Here is a 16,241-nt window from a genome sequence, read left to right on the forward strand (position 1 = left end):
CCTCCCGGCTCGACCCGGTCCCGGGGCCGGTCACCGTACACGCGGTGCCCTTGACAGGCTTCTGGCGGCGGGCAGAGCGTGGCCTCACACGCCTCATTACGAGGGGGCCGTCATGGCCGTACACGAGATCCGCATCGACCGCACGCTGACGCTGAGCGAGGAGCCCGCGACCGGGCACAACCGCTGGCACCCCGACATCAGGCCGATCGTCCGCTGCGAGCCCGGCGACGAGGTGGTGATGGAGACCCGTGACGCCTTCGACGGCCAGCTGGGGCCGGACGCCACGCTGAAGACGGTCGCCGCGCCCGACCTGGACGTCGTGCACCCGCTGACCGGGCCCGTCTACGTGCACGGCGCCCAGCCGGGCGACCTGCTGGAGATCGAGATCGTGGAGATCGTGCCCGACTCCTACGGCTACACCGTGCAGGTGCCGGGGTTCGGGTTCCTGCGCGACGTCTTCCCCGAGCCGTTCATGGTGCGCTGGCACCTCGGCGACGGTTTCGCCATGTCGCCCGATCTCCCGGGGGTGCGCATCCCCGGGGCGCCGTTCATGGGCACGATCGGGCTGTCGCCCGGGCACCGGTCGCTGGGCAGGATCACCGCCAGGGAGCTGGCGGCGCTGGAGCGCGGCGGGTTCGTGCTGCCGCCCTCGGCCGACGGCTCGGTGCCGCGCGACCCTGCGATCGCCAACCACGGGCTGCGCACGATCCCGCCCAGGGAGCAGGCGGGCAACGTGGACATCAAGCAGCTCGTGGCGGGGACACGGCTGTTCATCCCCGTCGACACGCCGGGCGCGCTGTTCTCCGCCGGGGACGCGCACTTCGCCCAGGGCGACGGGGAGGCCTGCGGCACGGCCATCGAGATGGCGGCCACGCTGCGGGTGCGCTTCGCCGTACATCGGAACGAGGCGGGGGTGCGGGAGCCGCACTTCTCGCACGTGCGGGACGCGCCGCCGCGCCGCTACTACGCCACGACAGGGATGTCGGTCAGCAGGGACGGTGAGGTCGCGGCCGAGGACCTGACGCTGGCGGCCCGCAACGCGCTGCTGAGCATGATCGACCACCTGGGGACGCGCGGGTGGAGCGCCCAGCAGGCCTACGCCATCTGCAGCGTCGCCGTCGACCTCAAGGTCAGCCAGCTGGTCGACGTCCCGAGCTTCCTGGTCTCCGCCTTCCTCCCCGAGGACATCTTCACGACCTGACAGCGCGAGTAGCACCCAGCAAGCCCGCTGCCAGAAGAAGGGCCGCGCCGAGCGCGTCCAGTATCCGGCCAGCATGACCTGCATGGCGTCCACCGCCTCGGCAGGCGCGTCCGCGCCGAGCGGGTGCCCGGTGAAGATCTCCTCCGGGTCTCGGCCACCCAGGTCGGACAGCAGGAGGCCCAGGCGTCAGTCACCGTCCTCCTCGTCGGGGTCCTCGGGGACGCCGCGGTCCAGGGCGAGCTTGGCCCGCCTGAAACGTGCGCACCTCTCCTCCACTTCGCGCTCGTCTGCGAGGGTCCAGTCGGTCATGAACGCCATCGTGTCCAGCCCTACTGATCACTCGCAGGCGTTTTGCTCACTCAAGCAGCTCGACGGTGCCCCGCTCGCCGTCCACCCGGATGCGGTCGCCGTCGTGCAGCCGCATGGTGGCGTTGCCCGTGCCGACGACCGCGGGGATGCCGAGTTCGCGCGCCACGATCGAGGCGTGCGACAGCGGCGCCCCCATGTCGGTGACGACCGCGGCGGCGCGCGGGAACATCGGGGTCCAGCCGACGTTGGTGAGCGTGGTCACCAGGATCTCGCCCGGTTTGAGCCGGTCGCCCTCCTCGGGACTCGCGATGACGCGGGCCACGCCCTCGACGACGCCGGGCGCGCCGGGGAAGCCGGTGACGGTGTCGCTGACGGGCGCGCCGCCGCCGCGGGCGTCGTAGATGTCGCTGCGCCGGTCCGGGTCGGCGGCCCAGCGGACCGGGTCGAAGTGGCCGACGATCAGCGTCGGATAGGGCGGCAGCGCCGCGTACTGCTCGTGGGTGGCCCGCCGTACCTCGATCCTGTCTGAGGAGACGGCGCCGCCGCGCAGCACCGACAGCAGCTCGTCCAGGTAGAGGAAGAACGCGTCGTCGCCGAGCCCGGTCAGCTCGCCCGCCCGCACGACGAAGGCGCGCAGCACCCAGAAGGCGCGCATGTTCTCCGAGCGGGTGTCCTCGCGGTCGCGCACGACCGCGTTCCACCGCCTGACGCGGGCGCGCATCTTGGCGACCTTGCGCGGATACTTCCCCGCGAACCGCGCCCACGCCTCGTCGCGTGCCTTGGCCTGCTTGGCCAGCAGCGCGGCGGTGTCGGCGCGCAGGTCACGCAGCCCGGCCAGCTGGGCGTCGATCCAGGCCTGGTCCTCGCCGGGCCGCGCAATGGACACCTCGAACTCGTGCGGCCCGCGATGGCCGTAGCCGAGCGCGAACTCCTCCCGGGTGATCTCGCCGGCGGCCAGCCTGGTCAGCCCCAGGATCGGGCCCAGGCTGGCCAGTTCGCCGTCGGAGTTGACCCCGGTCAGCATGGCCTCGGAGTCGACCTCGCCCATCAGCTTGCGCAGCTTGTCGCGGGTCCACACCAGCGTGGCGCCGCCCTGCCGCCCGGCGGCCTCCAGCATCCGGCAGGCGGTCACCATGTGCGGCTCGATCTCGCGGCTCCACAACGCGGCCAGCTCGGCCGGGTCGGCGGTGGCGGCGACCGTGGCGCGCAGTTCCTCGCATTGGCGCCGCGAGGTGGCCAGGAACGGCCGCATGCCCTTGAGGTTGGCCCGCACCCGGCGCTGGATGCCGACGGCCAGCGGCAGCGTCCGCTTGATGATCTCCCAGCGCGACAGGTCGAGCAGCGGCACGTCCAGGTCCTTGGGCAGCTTGCCGAAGACCTGCTCGACGGCGCCGAGCCGCGACTGCATGCCCAGCGCCCTGGCGATCGTGATCACCACGGACAGGTTCATGTAGAAGCGGCCGCCGATGTTGCCGACCAGGTCGAAGCCCGGCACCGCGGTGGCCGACATGGCCTCCTCGATGAACAGCCGGACGAACGACCAGGTGGCCGGGGTCATCACGTCCGGGATGGCCTCGCCCAGGTTGCCCGCGGTCCACAGGTAGTCGCCCTTGAGGCTGTCGTTCCACTCCTCGACCTGCCGCTTGATGCGGGTGATCGGGCGGGCCTGGACGATGAGGAACTCGCCGCCGCTCCTGGCCCACTCCACGTCCATGGGCGTGCCGTACAGGTGCTCGATCCGCTCGCCCAACCGCGCGAGCCGTACGGCTTGCGCGTCGTCGAGCACCTGGCGGGCGCGCAGGTCGGCGGGCACGGGCTCCTCGCGGGTGCCGTCCGCGGTCCGCACCGTCATCACCGATTTATCGCCCAGCACGACTGAAGTCACGGTATTTCCGGACACGGTGAGCGTGTCCGGGGTGACCTGGCCGCCCACGACGGCCTCGCCCAGGCCCCATGAGGCGTTGACGACGGTCTCGCCGCGGTCGCCGGTGACCGGGTTGGCGGTGAACATGATGCCCGCCGCGTCGGCGTCCACCAGCTCCTGCACGACCACGGCCAGCGCCACGTCGTCGTGCGGCACGCCGTTGTGCTCCCGGTAGGCCACCGCGCGCTCGTTCCACAGCGAGGCCCAGCACCTCCTGACCGCCTCGAGCAGGCCGTCGCCCCTGATGTTGAGGTAGGTGTCCTGCTGGCCGGCGAACGACATGTCGGGCAGGTCCTCGGCGGTGGCCGACGAGCGCACCGCCACCGCCACGTCGGAGCCCAGCTCGGCGTAGGCCTCGCGGATCTCGGCGGCGATCGGCTCGGGCACGTCGTGGCGCAGGAACAGCCCGGCGTCGCGGGTGCGCAGCAGCTCGGCGAGGAACGGGGCGACGAACTCGCGGTAGGCCTCGGTGGTGATGTGGAAGCCCGGCGGCACCGGCAGCCCGGCCCGCGTCAGCCTCGCCAGCGAGGCCCCCTTGCCGCCGACCGTCGCCAAGTCGGCCGCCGAATCCTCGAGAGGGAGGACAACCCGCACGTCACACGCTCCTTAGCGAGCCGGCCAGCTTACGCTCGGCCAGCTCTGCGATGGTGTCGAGATGGCCCAGCAGGGCCTGCGCCTCCGGCGCGGACGGCGACCAGCCCATGGCCCGCACGCACGTGTCGGCCATCAGCTCCACCAGCCGCTCGTCGGGCGTCCTGCGCTCCTCGGGCACCATCACCTGCAGCATCATGAAGCCGTAGACGGTCGAGCTGAGCACCAGCGCGTGCTCGCCCGGGGTCAGGTCCGCGCGCAGCACACCCAGCCCGACCAGCTCGCCGAGGTAGTCCTCGAACGCCTCGCCCAGCGCCGGCGAAGAAGTACCGTCGCTCTGCCGCTGGCGGGCCAGCTTGCCCAGCACCTGGGCGTCCGACACCAGCATCGCCCGCATCAGCGGCCGCCTCAGGAGCTCGGTCGTCAGCAGGACGAGCAGCTCGCGCAGCGTTTGCGGGCGGGCCTGCCGTACCTCTGCCAGCATGCGCACGCGCTCGCGGCGCAGCAGTGCGGCGAACAGCTCGTCGCGCGTCTTCCAGTGCAGGTAGATGGTGCCCTTGGCGACGTCGGCCTGCTTGGCCACGTCGTCGATGGTGGTCTTGTCGTAGCCCCAGCGCAGGATCAGCTCGCCCACCGCGTCGAGGATCCGGTGCGCTCGCTCCAGCTGTCGCGCCGGATCCTGCGGCGGCCGCCCTGCCATCCCGATCACCCCAATTGTTTGACCAGATGACACTATACGGTCATTTAATTGGCGGCAAGGGGCCCGTACGTCAGAACCACAGGCCGCACACCACAATGCGACCGCCCTGGGGAGACGGTCGATCCCTCAGCGGATGAACCGGATCTGCGGGTAGCGGGGTGAGGAGCGCTGGAGCAGGTGGTTGTCGTGGTGGCGTAGATGAAGGTCGAAGAACGCTCGTACGTAGTCGCGTTGCGCGTGGATGGCGCTGTTTGGGTCGAGGGTGCCGATTGCTTGCGTGACTTGGCTGGGTGTGAGCCCGAGGCTGGGCGCGGCCTGGGGCAGGAGCGTTTCGAGATCGGTGAACGAGGTGTGGGTGGAGCCCGTGAGGGCCAGTTCGCGTTTCCAGCCGTGCTGGCTGTCCCAGAACTGGTCCCAGCTGGGATCTTCCGGACCCGGACCGGGGTCGCTGCCGAACAGAAGGAAGGGCCGGTCGGTGCCCGCGGTGGCGGGTGACAGGAGGCTGCCGTCCAGGTTGACGCCGGCCTGCAGGCGCCGGTCGGCGCGCATGGCGGCGGCGGCCGTGGCGCCACCGAGGGAGTGGCCGAGCATGCCGGTGCGGGGCAGGTGGAACGCGCCGGTGAGGGTGGGTGGGAGGCGTCGCCGCCCGGCGTCCGCGTTGTGTCCGGCGTTGAGCGCCGTGAGCTGATCCAGCACGAACCGGGTGTCCGCGGTGCGCACCGCCAGGGCCTTGGCGATGAGGGCGTCGTCGACGTCACCGGCGATGGCGAAGGTCTCCACGCGCCCGCCGGGGAACTCGACCTGGTCGGCGTCGTAGGTGTGGTCGATGGCCACGACGAGGTAGCCGTGGCTGGCCAACTCCTCGACCAAGACAGTGCCAAGGCTGCGGTCGCTGCGCAGGCCGGGCGAGTACACGACGACAGGCCGTCCGCGCCGGCCGCGGTCCACCGGTGCGGCCACCCGGGCGTGGGAGGTCGGCAGGAGCAGCGTGCCGGGTGGGATGCCCTGTGCCTGCTCGAAGAGGGGGACGGCGGCGGGTGACATCCACGGCGCGAATGGGTGGCCATGGGCGGCGCGCGCGGGGTACCAGAGCTGGACCATGAGTTCACGGGCCGGGCGGGAAGGCTTCCATGGATCGATGCGTGCCCGGTCGACCAGGTGCAACCAGACCGTGCCGATCGGGTGGGGGCCGCTCGGCGCCGGCAGCGTGAGCCGCACCGGAGCCGGCGTGCGGGCTCCTGCTGCGGGACCGGGTGAAGCCGCGGGGCCTCGAGGCTGGGCGGTGGCCGTGGTGGCCAGCGCGATGGGGGCGATGGCCGACGCCGCGGCAGCGCCGAGCAGCGAGCGTCGGGTCAGGCTCAGGGGTCGTCTCTCGTTCAGCACGGCAAGAATGTAAGGTCTGCCTTCCATAAAGTAAAGGAAGCTTGACTGTATGGAATGGACGCCTTACCTTCGTGCCATGGCGAAACAGCAGGACCAAGTGACACGCGCGGCCCGCCGCGCCGTCCTCATCGACGGCCTACCCGTGGCCACTCTGGGCCCTGTGGCCCTGGCGCTAGGCAGTGATCCCGACCAGAGCGCCGCCCAGAAGGCCTGGTGGATTGCGGCTACCGCCGTGTTCACGCTCGCCGTGGCCTGGGTCCTGCTGCGGGCGTTCCGGCGTGCGGACGAGTACCTGCGCAAGATCCAGCTGGAAAGCATGGCCATCGCCTTCGCGGCAGTCCTCGTGGCACTGCAAGTGGCCACCGTGCTCGACGCCGCGGGCGTCATCCAGCTCCATCAGCTCACACAGCTGATCCTCCTCGGCGGGGTGGCGATCTGGCTTGTGATCGCCGACCTGCGCACCCGCCTGCACCGATGAAGGCGCCGCACCCATGAAGAACCGACTACGCGAACTGCGAGCAGCCCGCCGGTGGAGCCAGGCCGACCTGGCCGACCGGTGCCAAGTCTCCCGACAGGCCATCAACGCCATCGAGACCGAGCGGTACGACCCCAGCTTGCCCCTGGCGTTCACCATCGCCGACGTCTTCGACCTGACCATCGAGGAGATCTTCCTGCCCGACCGGGCGGACACGACGAACGACCCGGCCCGATCCTGAACGCCTCAGGCCGGCTTCCAGTCAGCCGTCCTGCTCGGGGAGCGGCCCCCTGAAGAAGCCCGCATCTTCACCGCGGCGACCGGCTAGAAGCCGACCCCGGGCGGCAGGTCATCGTTCATACCCTCACTTCTGAGATATGCGGTCGAGGAGATCCGCCGCCTCCTGCGCGAACGTGGCCTCGCCGGTGTCCATGGCGATCTCCAGCATCCGCACGGCCAGCGCGAGGTCGCCGCGCTCGTGGCGGATCTCGCCCAGCCTGGAGGCCGCCTCGGCCACCAGGGACGGCTCCTCGGTCAGGCTGAGCGTCAGCTCGTAGTAGCGCAGCGCGCCGTCGCGGTCGCCCAGCCAGTAGCACAGCTCTCCCAGGTGGGCGGCGGCCATGCCCGACTCGGAGTGCCCGGCGTCGATGACGCGCTGGTACCAGGTCAGCGCCTCGGGGAAGTCGCGGGCCCGCTTGGCCAGCGCGCCCAGGTACATGGCCGCCAGCGGGCCGATCGACTCCAGGGCCTTGAGGTACCAGTCACGGGCCTGGTCCTCGTCCTCTTCGTGATAGGTGATGCCGAGCCCGAGCATGGCGCGCCCCGAGAGTTCGGGATCGTCGCCGTCGACCACCCTGAGCAGCACCTGGCGCCCCTCGGCCACCTCGCCCGCGTCGATGAGCGCCTGGCCCAGGACGCTGAGCGCGGCCGGCTCACCGGACTCGGCCGCCTCGCGCAGCGTGCGCAGTGACGCCTCGGTGTCGCCCTGGCGGCCCTGGATCATGCCGAGCAGGCTGCCGAACACCGCGCCCGCGGGGCTGTCGGGGTCGCCCGCCTGCCGTTCCACGATGCTGGAGAAGGCCTCGGCATCGCCCTCGCCGTCCAGCAACGACAGCAGCTTGCCGCCGGCCACGAAGCGGACGTCGGGGTCGTGGTGGTCCTGCAGGCGTTCCAGCATCGCCCTGGCCTGGGCGTTCTCACCCAGCTCCGCCAGCCGCTCGGCCAGGCCCATCTCGGTGAACGGATCGGAGCCGACCAGCCGGTAGTACAGGCGCACCGACTCCGGGTCGTCGCACAGCTCGCCCAGTTCCCTGGCCCGGTCCGCGCCGCGTTCCCCGCCCAGCGACAGCACCTGCGCGGCCAGCGCGTGCTCGCCGCGCTCGTAGGCCTGGTAGGCCAGCGCCGACAGGAGTTCATCGGCCCGCGGCGTGCCCGCCGCCGCGTAGGCCCGGGCGGCGGCCAGCGGATCGCCCTCCTCCTGCAGCCAGCGGCCCAGCTTCTCCCCGGCCGTGGCCACGGCGTCGGGATCGCCCGATTCCATGGCCAGCGTGACCTCCTTGTGCGCCTCGGCGGTCTCCCCCAGCGTGTACAGCGCCTCGGCCAGGTCGGCGCGCAGGCCGGGCAGCGGGAATCCGGTGTCGAGCGCGGCGCGGTACTTGCCGACTGCGCCGTGCGCGTCGCCGCGGGCGCGGCAGGCGTCGCCCCACACCCAGTAGGCGAAGGCCACGGTCTCCTGGTCGCCGGTGGCCACCGCCCTGTCGGCCTCGGCGGCCACGGCCTCGTAGTCCTCCTCGAGCAGCAGGTGGACCAGCAGGTGGCGGCTGCTTTCCAGGTCGCCCGACTCGGTGCCCGCGATCAGGGCGTTGCGGGCGTCGGCGGTGTCGCCCCGCTCGTCGAGCAGGCGGGCCAGGTCGACGGCCGCCTCGGGCATGGCCTCACGCAGGGCTTCGACGGCGCCGTCGAGGTCGCCTCTGGCCTGCCGTACGGCCGCGAGGTGCCGCCAGGCGGTCGTGACCAGGTCGGGCTCGCCGCAGCCGGTGACCGGCAGGAAGGCGAGCTCGGCCCGGGAGTGGTGGCCGTCCTGGGCCAGCAGCGCGCCCAGGCCGAGCCGGCCGAGCGCGGACTGGCGCGGCCCGGCCAGCTCGACGACCAGCCGGTAGAAAGGTTCGGCGCCCATGTCGAGCACGGCGTCGAAGGCCTCCTCGGCAGGCGCCTGCTCCAGCAGGGCGCGGGCCGTGGTCACGTCGCGCTCCTCCAGCGCGATGAGCAGGTCGGCCATCGCCTGTCCGGACTGTGCCGCGAGCGCCTGGCGGGCGGCCTCGTGCTCGCCGTCGGCCAGCAGCGCCCACGGCCGCTCCTCGGGGTCGGCCGTGCCGAGCCTGACGCGGGCAACGGCCGCGGCCTGCCGGTCGCGGTCCTGGGCGGCCACGCGTAGGTGCGCGGAGCGGGCCGCCTCGGCGTCGCCCGCCTCGGCCAGAGCGCGGCCGGCCTCGAGCAGCGTGGCGGGCTCGGCGTCGGGGGCGAGCGCGGCGGCGCGCTCGAAGGCGGCCCGCGCGCCCGCCAGATCGCCGGTCCTGGCCAGCAGGCCGCCGAGGATCCTGGCCGACTCCCCCGCCAGCTCGGACGGGGCGCCGGCGGCCGCGGTCTCGGCCATGGCCACGGCGGCCTCCAGGTCGCCTGCCTCGCGCAGCTCGACGGCCAGGTGGAGCGGCGCGGCCTCGCCGAAGGCGGCGTCGAGCACCTGGCGGGCCTCGGCGACGTGGCCGGCCGCCACCAGCGCCCGGCCCAGCTGGATCGCGCTCTGCTCGTCGTCGTCCAGCTCGTGCAGCGCCAGGAAGGCCGCGGCGGCCGCGTCGTGCTCGCCGAGTTCCCGGTGGACGTGGCCGAGGCCGCGCAGCGCGGCGGCGCGCATCCCCTCGTCGTCGCCCCCGGCCGCGCGCTGCCAGGCCGCGATCGCGCCCCGGGCGTCGCCGGCGTCGTTGCGCAGCGCGCCCAGGTAGCAGGCGGCCTGCTGCTCCAGGTCCGGATGGGTCACCAGCGACAGCGCGGTGTCGGCCGCCGCAGTCCGGCCAGTGCGCTGCCAGGCGTGCGCGCACTCCATGGCGAGCAGGGCGTCCCCCAGCGACTCGGCGGGGATCGGGTCCCGGGCCAGCAGCCGTGCCGCGAACTCGTCCTCGGCCAGTGCCCGGGCGGCGCCCTCGAGATCGTCCAGCCGGATCCGGGTGAAGCCGAGCAGCCAGGCGTTGCCCAGCCGCTCGTGCAGGCGAGCGGCGGCCAGCAGGTCGCCCTGCCGCTCGTAGACCTCGAGCAGCGGGGGCCCGGCCGCCCGCCTGCCCGACTCGAGCGCGGCGGTGAGAGCGGCCCTGGCCTCGGCGTCGTCCTCCGTGAGCTCCCCCAGCTCCTGCGCCACCCAGGGCGCGAGCGCCGGATGCCCTTCGGCGTGTGCGCGGCGCAGCAGGTCCAGGTCCTTGAAGATGGCCGCGGTGTACGACAGGGTCAGCGGATCGGCGTCGACGTCCACCAGCCCGATCGCCTCCGACAGGTCGTAGCCGGTGGAGACCAGCATCTGGGCGAACACCGCGCCGCCGACCGCCGAGTGCTCGGCCGCCTCCTGGTAGCGCAGCAAGCCCTCCTGCCTGCCCAGCCGCTGGTGGTCCACGATCGCGGCCAGCACGGGATGGACGCCCTGGCCGGTGCGCAGCAGGTGCATCAGGAACGCCGCGGTGAAGCTCTGGAGGGAGTCGTCCCCTTCGGCCACGTAGGCGAGCAGCTCGTCGGCCTGCTCCAGGTCGCCCTCGCCGATCTCCAGCTCGGCCAGCGCCACCATCGCCCTGGCCGACTGCTCGGGCGCGACCGAGTCGGCGGCCTTGCGCAGCAGCCGCCTGGCCTCGTCCACCTCGCCCTCGCGCAGCCGTGCCAAGCCCTGGTCCACGTCCTGCAGCGCCTGCTCCTCCTCAGGGTCGGCCAGCGGCTCCTGCATGGCCGCGTGCTGCAGCAGCAGTTGCGCCTTGAACGACACGTCGGGATCGGGATGCTCGGCGGCCAGCCGTACGACGTCGATGACCTCGTCGATCGGCAGCAGGCTCAGCAGCATCACGCAGCTGGAGGACCACTCGGACTCCTCGTCCTCCAGTACGGCGCGCACCGCGGCGGCCGCCTCCTGGACCTCGCCCGCCTCGGCGTGCATCTGGGCCAGGCAGGCGCGGGCCTCGGTGGCGTACTCGCGCTGACCGCTGGCGATCACCCGGTGGAACAGCGCCCTGGTCTCGTCCAGGTCGCCGAGCTGCGCGGTCACCTTGGCCAGCTCGATCAGGGTGGGCAGGCGCAGCTCGGGCCTGGGGTCCTCGGCCGCGGCGCGGTAGGCGTCCGCCGCCTCGGCGTACTCGCCCAGGTCGACCAGCACCGCGCCGAGGAGCTTGCGCGCCATGGCCAGGTGGTCGGGATGGCCGACGGCGATCGCGTGCTCGCAGACCTGGCGGGCGGCCTCGAACTCGCCTTCCTCGGCGTGGTGCTGGTAGAGCTGGAACGCCGACAGCGACACCACCTCCGGGTCGCCGCACGTCAGCAGCTCCCGGTAGTCCTCCTCGGTCTCGGCCAGCTCGTAGCGCTCGGCGGCGTCGACGGTGTCCTGCGTGTCGAAGTCGGGCAGTCGCAGCTCGGCGGCGAGCTCGGCCACGGCGGGGCTGTCGCACCTGCGCGCCCGCTGCAGCGCCTCGGCCGCGGCCTGCGCGTCACCCAGCTGGGTCAGCACGAGCACCAGCGCCGTATCGGCCAGCGCCGCCACCTCGAAGTCGGCACCCTCGGAGGCGATCATCAGCACCCGGTGCGCCGCGCCGTACTCCTCGGCGTTGACCAGCATCATGCCCATCTGGATGGCGCTGCGCTGGCCGTACACGGGGTCGCCGGACAGGATCACCGAGCGGTGCGCGGCCTCGGCGCCGTCCAGGTCGCCCTGTTGTTCCAGCAGGCAGGCCAGCAGGTGCGACGCCTGCGGATCGCCGGTCGCGGCGATCTGCCTGAAGAGCGTGGCGGCCTCGGCGAGCTCTCCCTCTTCCCAGCAACGCAGGGCAGCGTCGAGCTGTTCTGACGCCATCATCAACTCCTCAGTAACCCCTTAAAGTGAAAAAGCTACACATCTGTTGCTCTCGTCACAGAGCATTCGGAGATCTGCCCTCCCGGGCCAGGTACGGCCCGCGGACCCGTACGGTGGTGGCCATGGGCAACGCGTTCTGGATCGACCAGGACTTCGACCGGGACCGTGACGGCCGCTATGCCGTGCACGTACGCAAGAACCTGGCGGAGTTCGAGTTCGGGGACATCGCGCCGGTCCGCTTCGCCTGCGCGGCCTGGCGGCTGGCGACCCCGCCCGCACTCTCGCCCGGCTACGTCCGCTGGGATCGCCGCATCCTGGAGGCGACGTGCGTGCGCAACACCTGGGACGGCACGCTCAATGCCCGGGTCAGGGTGGTCTCGCCGTTGCCCGAGGAGCTCACGCGTTCACGCGCCTGGTGGCGCGATCGCGGGTGGCAGGGCTGGCCGGAGACGTTCGGGCAGTACGTCGAGCCGACTCAGCAGGATCTGGCGCGCAGCCCGTTCCTGCGGGCCACGCTCCTGGTGGAGGTCCCGGTGCCGCTGGCGGACCTGCCGCCGGAGCCCGAGGGTCCGCACGACGGGGTCGAGCAGAGCGCGGAGCGTGCCTTGGTCGTCCTGGTCCGCGAGCTCAACGACCTGCTCAACCCGATACTCGCCCAGCTGCCATGAAGGGCTCGCCGGTCACCACGGCCACGATGGTGGTGCCCTCGGGGAAGCGGCGCTGCCCTACGAGGTCGAGAATCCCGTAGAGCATCTTGGCGACATAGATCTCTTCGACCCGATATTTCGCGGCGAAGGCCCTGAGAGGCGAGGTCGTGCGGGCATAGCCCCCGAAGTGGTAGCCGAGCTCCAGCGACCAGTTCCCGAAGACCCGCCCGAAGGCCGCCGTCTGCAGCCGCGCCACCTCGTCGGCCAGGAACCCGCCGCCCTTGAGCACCGGGAACCCGATCGCCCTCTTGCCGGGCGGCAGCCCAGCAGCGATGCCCGCCAGCGTCCCGCCCGTCCCGACCGGGCAGCAGATCACGTCGTAGGGGACGTCGATCTCCGCGGGCAGTTCCGCGCATCCCCGCACCGCTTCGGCGTTGCTGCCGCCTTCCGGCAGGATCGCCACGTCTCCCCAGGTCTCGCGCAGCCGGTCGAGCACGGCGGGCGTGTGCTTGAGCCGGTAGGCCGCCCGGTCCAGGTAGGTCAGGCGCATCCCGCACTCGGCGGCGTAGGCCAGGGACGGGTTGAGCGGCAGGCGCTCCTCGCCGCGGATCACGCCGATCGTCTCGAATCCGTGCCGCCGCCCGGCCGCGGCCACGGCCCTGATGTGGTTGGAGTAGGCGCCGCCGAACGTGAGCACGCGCGGGTGGCCCAGGTTGTACCTGAGTTTGCGTGCCTTGTTGTCGTCGTGCTTCAACAGGACCCGGACCGATCCGAGCCCCGGATCTGCCAGCTCCTCCATGGCGCTAGTCTACGGTCGGGTCATTGTTGAGGAGTGTGCGTTCATGCGCGTTATTGATGCTTTCCGTTCGGCCTTCGGTGCCGAGCCCGAGACGGTCTGGCACGCCCCCGGGCGGGTCAATCTCATCGGCGAGCACACCGACTACAACGACGGCTTCGTGCTGCCGTTCGCCGTGCCGTGGGGTGTCACGGCCGCCGTCACGCCGCGCGCCGACCGCACGATCCGCCTGCTGTCGCTGCAGTCCTCGGGCGAGCCCGTCACGATCGCCGACCACGCCGACTCCCAGGGCTGGACCCGCTACGTCGTCGGCGTGCTGGCCATGCTGGGCGACCGGGTGCGCGGCGCCGACATCGCCGTCGACGGCGACATCCCGCAGGGCGCGGGGCTCAGCTCGAGCGCGGCGCTCGAGGTGTCGGTGGCCTCCGCGCTCAACGAGCTGCACGGGCTCGGCATGACGCCGATGGAGGTCGCCCTGCTGTCGCAGAAGGCGGAGAACGACTTCGTCGGCATGCCCTGCGGCATCATGGACCAGGCCGCCTCGGCGCTGTCCAAGCAGGGCCACGCCCTGTTCCTGGACTGCCGCAGCCTCGGCTACCGCAACGTGCCGCTGGACCTGGCCTCGTGCGGGCTGCAGATCCTCATCGTCGACACCCAGGTCCACCACGAGCACGCCACCGGCGAGTACGCCAAGCGCCGCGCCGAGTGCGAGTCGGCCGCCCGCAAGCTCGGCGTGGCGGCGCTGCGCGACGTGGAGGACCTGGCCGGCGCGCTCGGCAGGCTGCAGGGCGACGAGCGCAAGCGCACGATGCACGTCGTCACCGAGGACCACCGCGTCGAGGCCGTGGTCGGCCTGTTGCGCGCCGGGCAGATCACCGAGATCGGCGCCGTGCTCAACGCCTCCCACCTGTCGCTGCGCGACCAGTACGAGGTCTCCAGCCCCGAGCTGGACGTCTCCGTGGAGGCCGCGATCCGCGGCGGCGCCCGCGGCGCCCGCATGACCGGCGGCGGCTTCGGCGGCTCGGCCATCGCCCTGGTCGCCGACGATCGCCTGACGAGCGTGCAGGACGAGGTGACCAAGGCCTTCGCGGCCAAGGGCTGGACGGCCCCCCGCTTCCTGCCCGCCACCCCCGCTCAGGGCGCGCGCAAGCTCGACTGACGGTACAGCAGGCTAGAGCGGAGGGAAGCTGGGCGGGCGGCGCTCCAGGAAGGAGGCGACGCCCTCGGCGAAGTCCGGGCGGGAGAAGGAGGCCACCATCTCCTGCACGGCGGTCTTGGCCGACTGCTCCAGCGTGACGTCCCAGTCGTTCCAGACCTGCCGCTTGATGATCGCCATCGAGGCGGGCGAGCTGTGCACCGCCAGCTCCCGCGCGTAGGCCTGTGCCTCGGCCAGCACGGCACCGCCCGCCACCGAACGGTTGACCAGCCCCATCTCGTAGGCCTCCGCGCCGGTGAACACCCGCCCCGACAGCAGCACGTCCATCGCCCGCTGCTGGCCCATCAGGCGCGGCAGCACCCACGACAGCCCGTACTCGGCGATCAGCCCGCGGCGCGGGAACGCGGTCGTCCACTTGGCCTCGGCCGCGGTGAAGACCAGGTCGCAGACCAGCGCGTGCACCATGCCGAGCCCGGCGCAGGCCCCGTTGACCGCCGCGATGATCGGCTTGGGGATCGTGGTGGGGAAGGTGTTCGGGCGCGGGTCGGGGGCCTCGTCGTGGGTGCCGGTCTGGAGGGCGGTCAGCGTCTGGAAGTCGGCGCCCGAGCAGAAGCCCTTGCCCGCCCCGGTGACCACGATCGCGCGCACCGCCGGGTCGTCCGCGGCCTGCTCGAGCAGGTCGAAGTAGACCCGGCCGAGCTCGACCGTCCAGGCGTTGAGCCGGTCGGGCCGGTTGAAGGTGAGCGTGAGCACGCCCTGGTCGACCGAGGAGAGCACGAGTTCCGCCATGCCGATAACCGAATCATGTTCTAGGGCTTGAACGCAAGGATCACCGGTGGTGCACGTAGGCCGGCTTGAGTGTGCGCTCGTCGTAGTAGCGGTGGAAGACCGGTGTGGCGCCGCCGGAGATCGGTGGCACGATCCACGACCAGTCGGCCGGGCAGACGCGCCCCGCCTTCTCCTCGCGCGCCAGGTGCGTCAGGAAGCGCCGCGACTCGGTGTGGTGGTCGGTCATCGTGACGCCGGCCTGTTCGAAGGAGTGCAGCACGGCCACGTTGAGCTCGACCAGGGCGTGGTCGCGCCACAGCGAACGCTCGGTGGAGGTGTCCAGCCCGAGGCGCTCGGCGACCACGGGTAACTGGTCGTAGCGGTCGGGGTCGGCCAGGTTGCGCGCCCCGATCTCGGCGCCCATGTACCAGCCGTTGAACGGCGCGCACGGGTAGCAGATCCCCCCGATCTCCAGGCACATGCCCGAGATGGCCGGTACGGCGTGCCAGCGCAGCCCCAGCTCGGCGAACCACCGGTACTCCGGGTGCGAGATCGGCACCTCCAGCACCGCGTCCCCCGGCAGGTTGCACAGCAGCGGCGGACCGAAGGAGGGCTCGATGAGCAGCGGCAGCACGTCGAACCGGCCTGACCTGCCGCGCCAGCCGTGGGACTCGGCCAGCTCGGTGAACGCGGCGTTGCGGGGGTCGCCGATGATCGAGCCGTCCTCGGCGCGGTGCCCGGCATAGCGGATGAGCTGCTCGTTGAGTATCCGCGGGCCGCGGCGGGCGGGCATGTCGGGCGCGAACACCGTGATGGTGGGGCGGATCCTGCCCTCGCCGGTGGCCTCGCGCAGGTGGGCGACGCATTCCAGGGCCACGCCCTCGGCGCCGGTGACCTGCCTGCGGTCGCGCACCTTCAGCGAGCGCCAGTACAGCCGCCCGATGCACCTGTTGCTGTTGCGCCAGGCGACGCGGGCGCCGAAGGTGAGCTCCTCGACGGTGTGGGTGTAGGTGCCGTAGCGGGCCACGTCCCTGGCGACGTCGCGCAGGCGGGCGTTGACGTCGCCGGAGCCGGGGTTCTCGGCGTGGAACTGCCGGATGAAACGCTCCGCCTCGCGGAGGTCGATCGTTCGCTCGACGAGGGCGTGGATGTCGAAGGGACGCAAGGACCTGATCCAGGTACGCACGCAGCAACCAACG

Annotated in this window: 13 protein-coding genes; 5 read left to right on the plus strand and 8 right to left on the minus strand. The window is 72.1% G+C overall.

From position 1 onward, the window contains the following. The first annotated feature begins 112 nt into the window (after nucleotides 1–112). Nucleotides 113–1,201 (plus strand): acetamidase/formamidase family protein, encoded by a 1,089-nt coding sequence (locus ACIBHX_RS29020; RefSeq protein ID WP_397070457.1) that lies wholly within the window; start codon nucleotides 113–115, stop codon nucleotides 1,199–1,201. Nucleotides 1,202–1,387: 186 nt separating this feature from the next. Here ACIBHX_RS29020 and ACIBHX_RS29025 read toward each other — a convergent pair whose 3' ends face one another. The 4 genes from ACIBHX_RS29025 to ACIBHX_RS29040 form a co-directional block, all read right to left on the minus strand. Beyond that, a complete protein-coding gene (locus ACIBHX_RS29025) occupies nucleotides 1,388–1,510 on the minus strand; it encodes a hypothetical protein (RefSeq protein ID WP_397070458.1) in 123 nt (40 codons plus the stop codon). A gap of 46 nt (nucleotides 1,511–1,556) precedes the next feature. Then, on the minus strand, nucleotides 1,557–4,028 hold the full coding sequence (locus tag ACIBHX_RS29030; protein ID WP_397070459.1) for a PEP/pyruvate-binding domain-containing protein: 2,472 nt from the start codon (nucleotides 4,026–4,028) through the stop codon (nucleotides 1,557–1,559). A 1-nt stretch (nucleotide 4,029) separates the two neighbouring features. Beyond that, complete coding sequence (locus ACIBHX_RS29035; protein WP_397070460.1) at nucleotides 4,030–4,725, minus strand: TetR/AcrR family transcriptional regulator; 696 nt, start codon at nucleotides 4,723–4,725, stop codon at nucleotides 4,030–4,032. A gap of 126 nt (nucleotides 4,726–4,851) precedes the next feature. Further along, the gene (locus ACIBHX_RS29040) at nucleotides 4,852–6,108 is read right to left on the minus strand and encodes an alpha/beta hydrolase family protein (RefSeq protein ID WP_397070461.1); all 1,257 of its coding nucleotides are present in this window, start codon (nucleotides 6,106–6,108) and stop codon (nucleotides 4,852–4,854) included. Nucleotides 6,109–6,184: 76 nt separating this feature from the next. On the opposite strand from ACIBHX_RS29040, the gene ACIBHX_RS29045 reads away from it, so the two are divergent. Both ACIBHX_RS29045 and ACIBHX_RS29050 read left to right on the plus strand, forming a co-directional pair. Further along, entirely contained in the window at nucleotides 6,185–6,586 is a 402-nt protein-coding gene (locus ACIBHX_RS29045) for a hypothetical protein (protein WP_397070463.1), read from the plus strand. Between the two features lie 13 nt (nucleotides 6,587–6,599). Further along, entirely contained in the window at nucleotides 6,600–6,824 is a 225-nt protein-coding gene (locus ACIBHX_RS29050) for a helix-turn-helix transcriptional regulator (RefSeq protein ID WP_397070464.1), read from the plus strand. Nucleotides 6,825–6,947: 123 nt separating this feature from the next. Here the strand turns inward: ACIBHX_RS29050 and ACIBHX_RS29055 are convergent, their stop codons facing one another. Beyond that, nucleotides 6,948–11,675 (minus strand): tetratricopeptide repeat protein, encoded by a 4,728-nt coding sequence (locus ACIBHX_RS29055; RefSeq protein WP_397070465.1) that lies wholly within the window; start codon nucleotides 11,673–11,675, stop codon nucleotides 6,948–6,950. Nucleotides 11,676–11,797: 122 nt separating this feature from the next. Between ACIBHX_RS29055 and ACIBHX_RS29060 the strand changes: the two genes are divergently transcribed. Then, on the plus strand, nucleotides 11,798–12,343 hold the full coding sequence (locus tag ACIBHX_RS29060; RefSeq protein ID WP_397070466.1) for a hypothetical protein: 546 nt from the start codon (nucleotides 11,798–11,800) through the stop codon (nucleotides 12,341–12,343). Here the strand turns inward: ACIBHX_RS29060 and ACIBHX_RS29065 are convergent. After that, nucleotides 12,315–13,121, minus strand: a complete 807-nt coding sequence (locus ACIBHX_RS29065) for a 1-aminocyclopropane-1-carboxylate deaminase/D-cysteine desulfhydrase (protein WP_397070467.1) — start codon at nucleotides 13,119–13,121, stop codon at nucleotides 12,315–12,317. The genes ACIBHX_RS29060 and ACIBHX_RS29065 overlap by 29 nt on opposite strands. Nucleotides 13,122–13,164: 43 nt before the next feature. Between ACIBHX_RS29065 and galK the strand changes: the two genes are divergently transcribed. Next, entirely contained in the window at nucleotides 13,165–14,277 is a 1,113-nt protein-coding gene (galK, locus tag ACIBHX_RS29070; protein ID WP_397070468.1) for a galactokinase, read from the plus strand. A 12-nt stretch (nucleotides 14,278–14,289) separates the two neighbouring features. Here the strand turns inward: galK and ACIBHX_RS29075 are convergent, their stop codons facing one another. Then, nucleotides 14,290–15,063 carry an enoyl-CoA hydratase-related protein gene (locus ACIBHX_RS29075; protein ID WP_397070469.1) on the minus strand — a complete coding sequence of 258 codons (774 nt, stop codon included), beginning with the start codon at nucleotides 15,061–15,063 and terminating at the stop codon, nucleotides 14,290–14,292. A gap of 40 nt (nucleotides 15,064–15,103) precedes the next feature. Next, nucleotides 15,104–16,228 carry a nitric oxide synthase oxygenase gene (locus ACIBHX_RS29080; RefSeq protein ID WP_397070471.1) on the minus strand — a complete coding sequence of 375 codons (1,125 nt, stop codon included), beginning with the start codon at nucleotides 16,226–16,228 and terminating at the stop codon, nucleotides 15,104–15,106. Nucleotides 16,229–16,241 lie beyond the last annotated feature (13 nt).

The sequence above is a fragment of the Nonomuraea sp. NPDC050536 genome (assembly GCF_044457685.1).
In the GTDB taxonomy this organism is placed as follows: domain Bacteria; phylum Actinomycetota; class Actinomycetes; order Streptosporangiales; family Streptosporangiaceae; genus Nonomuraea.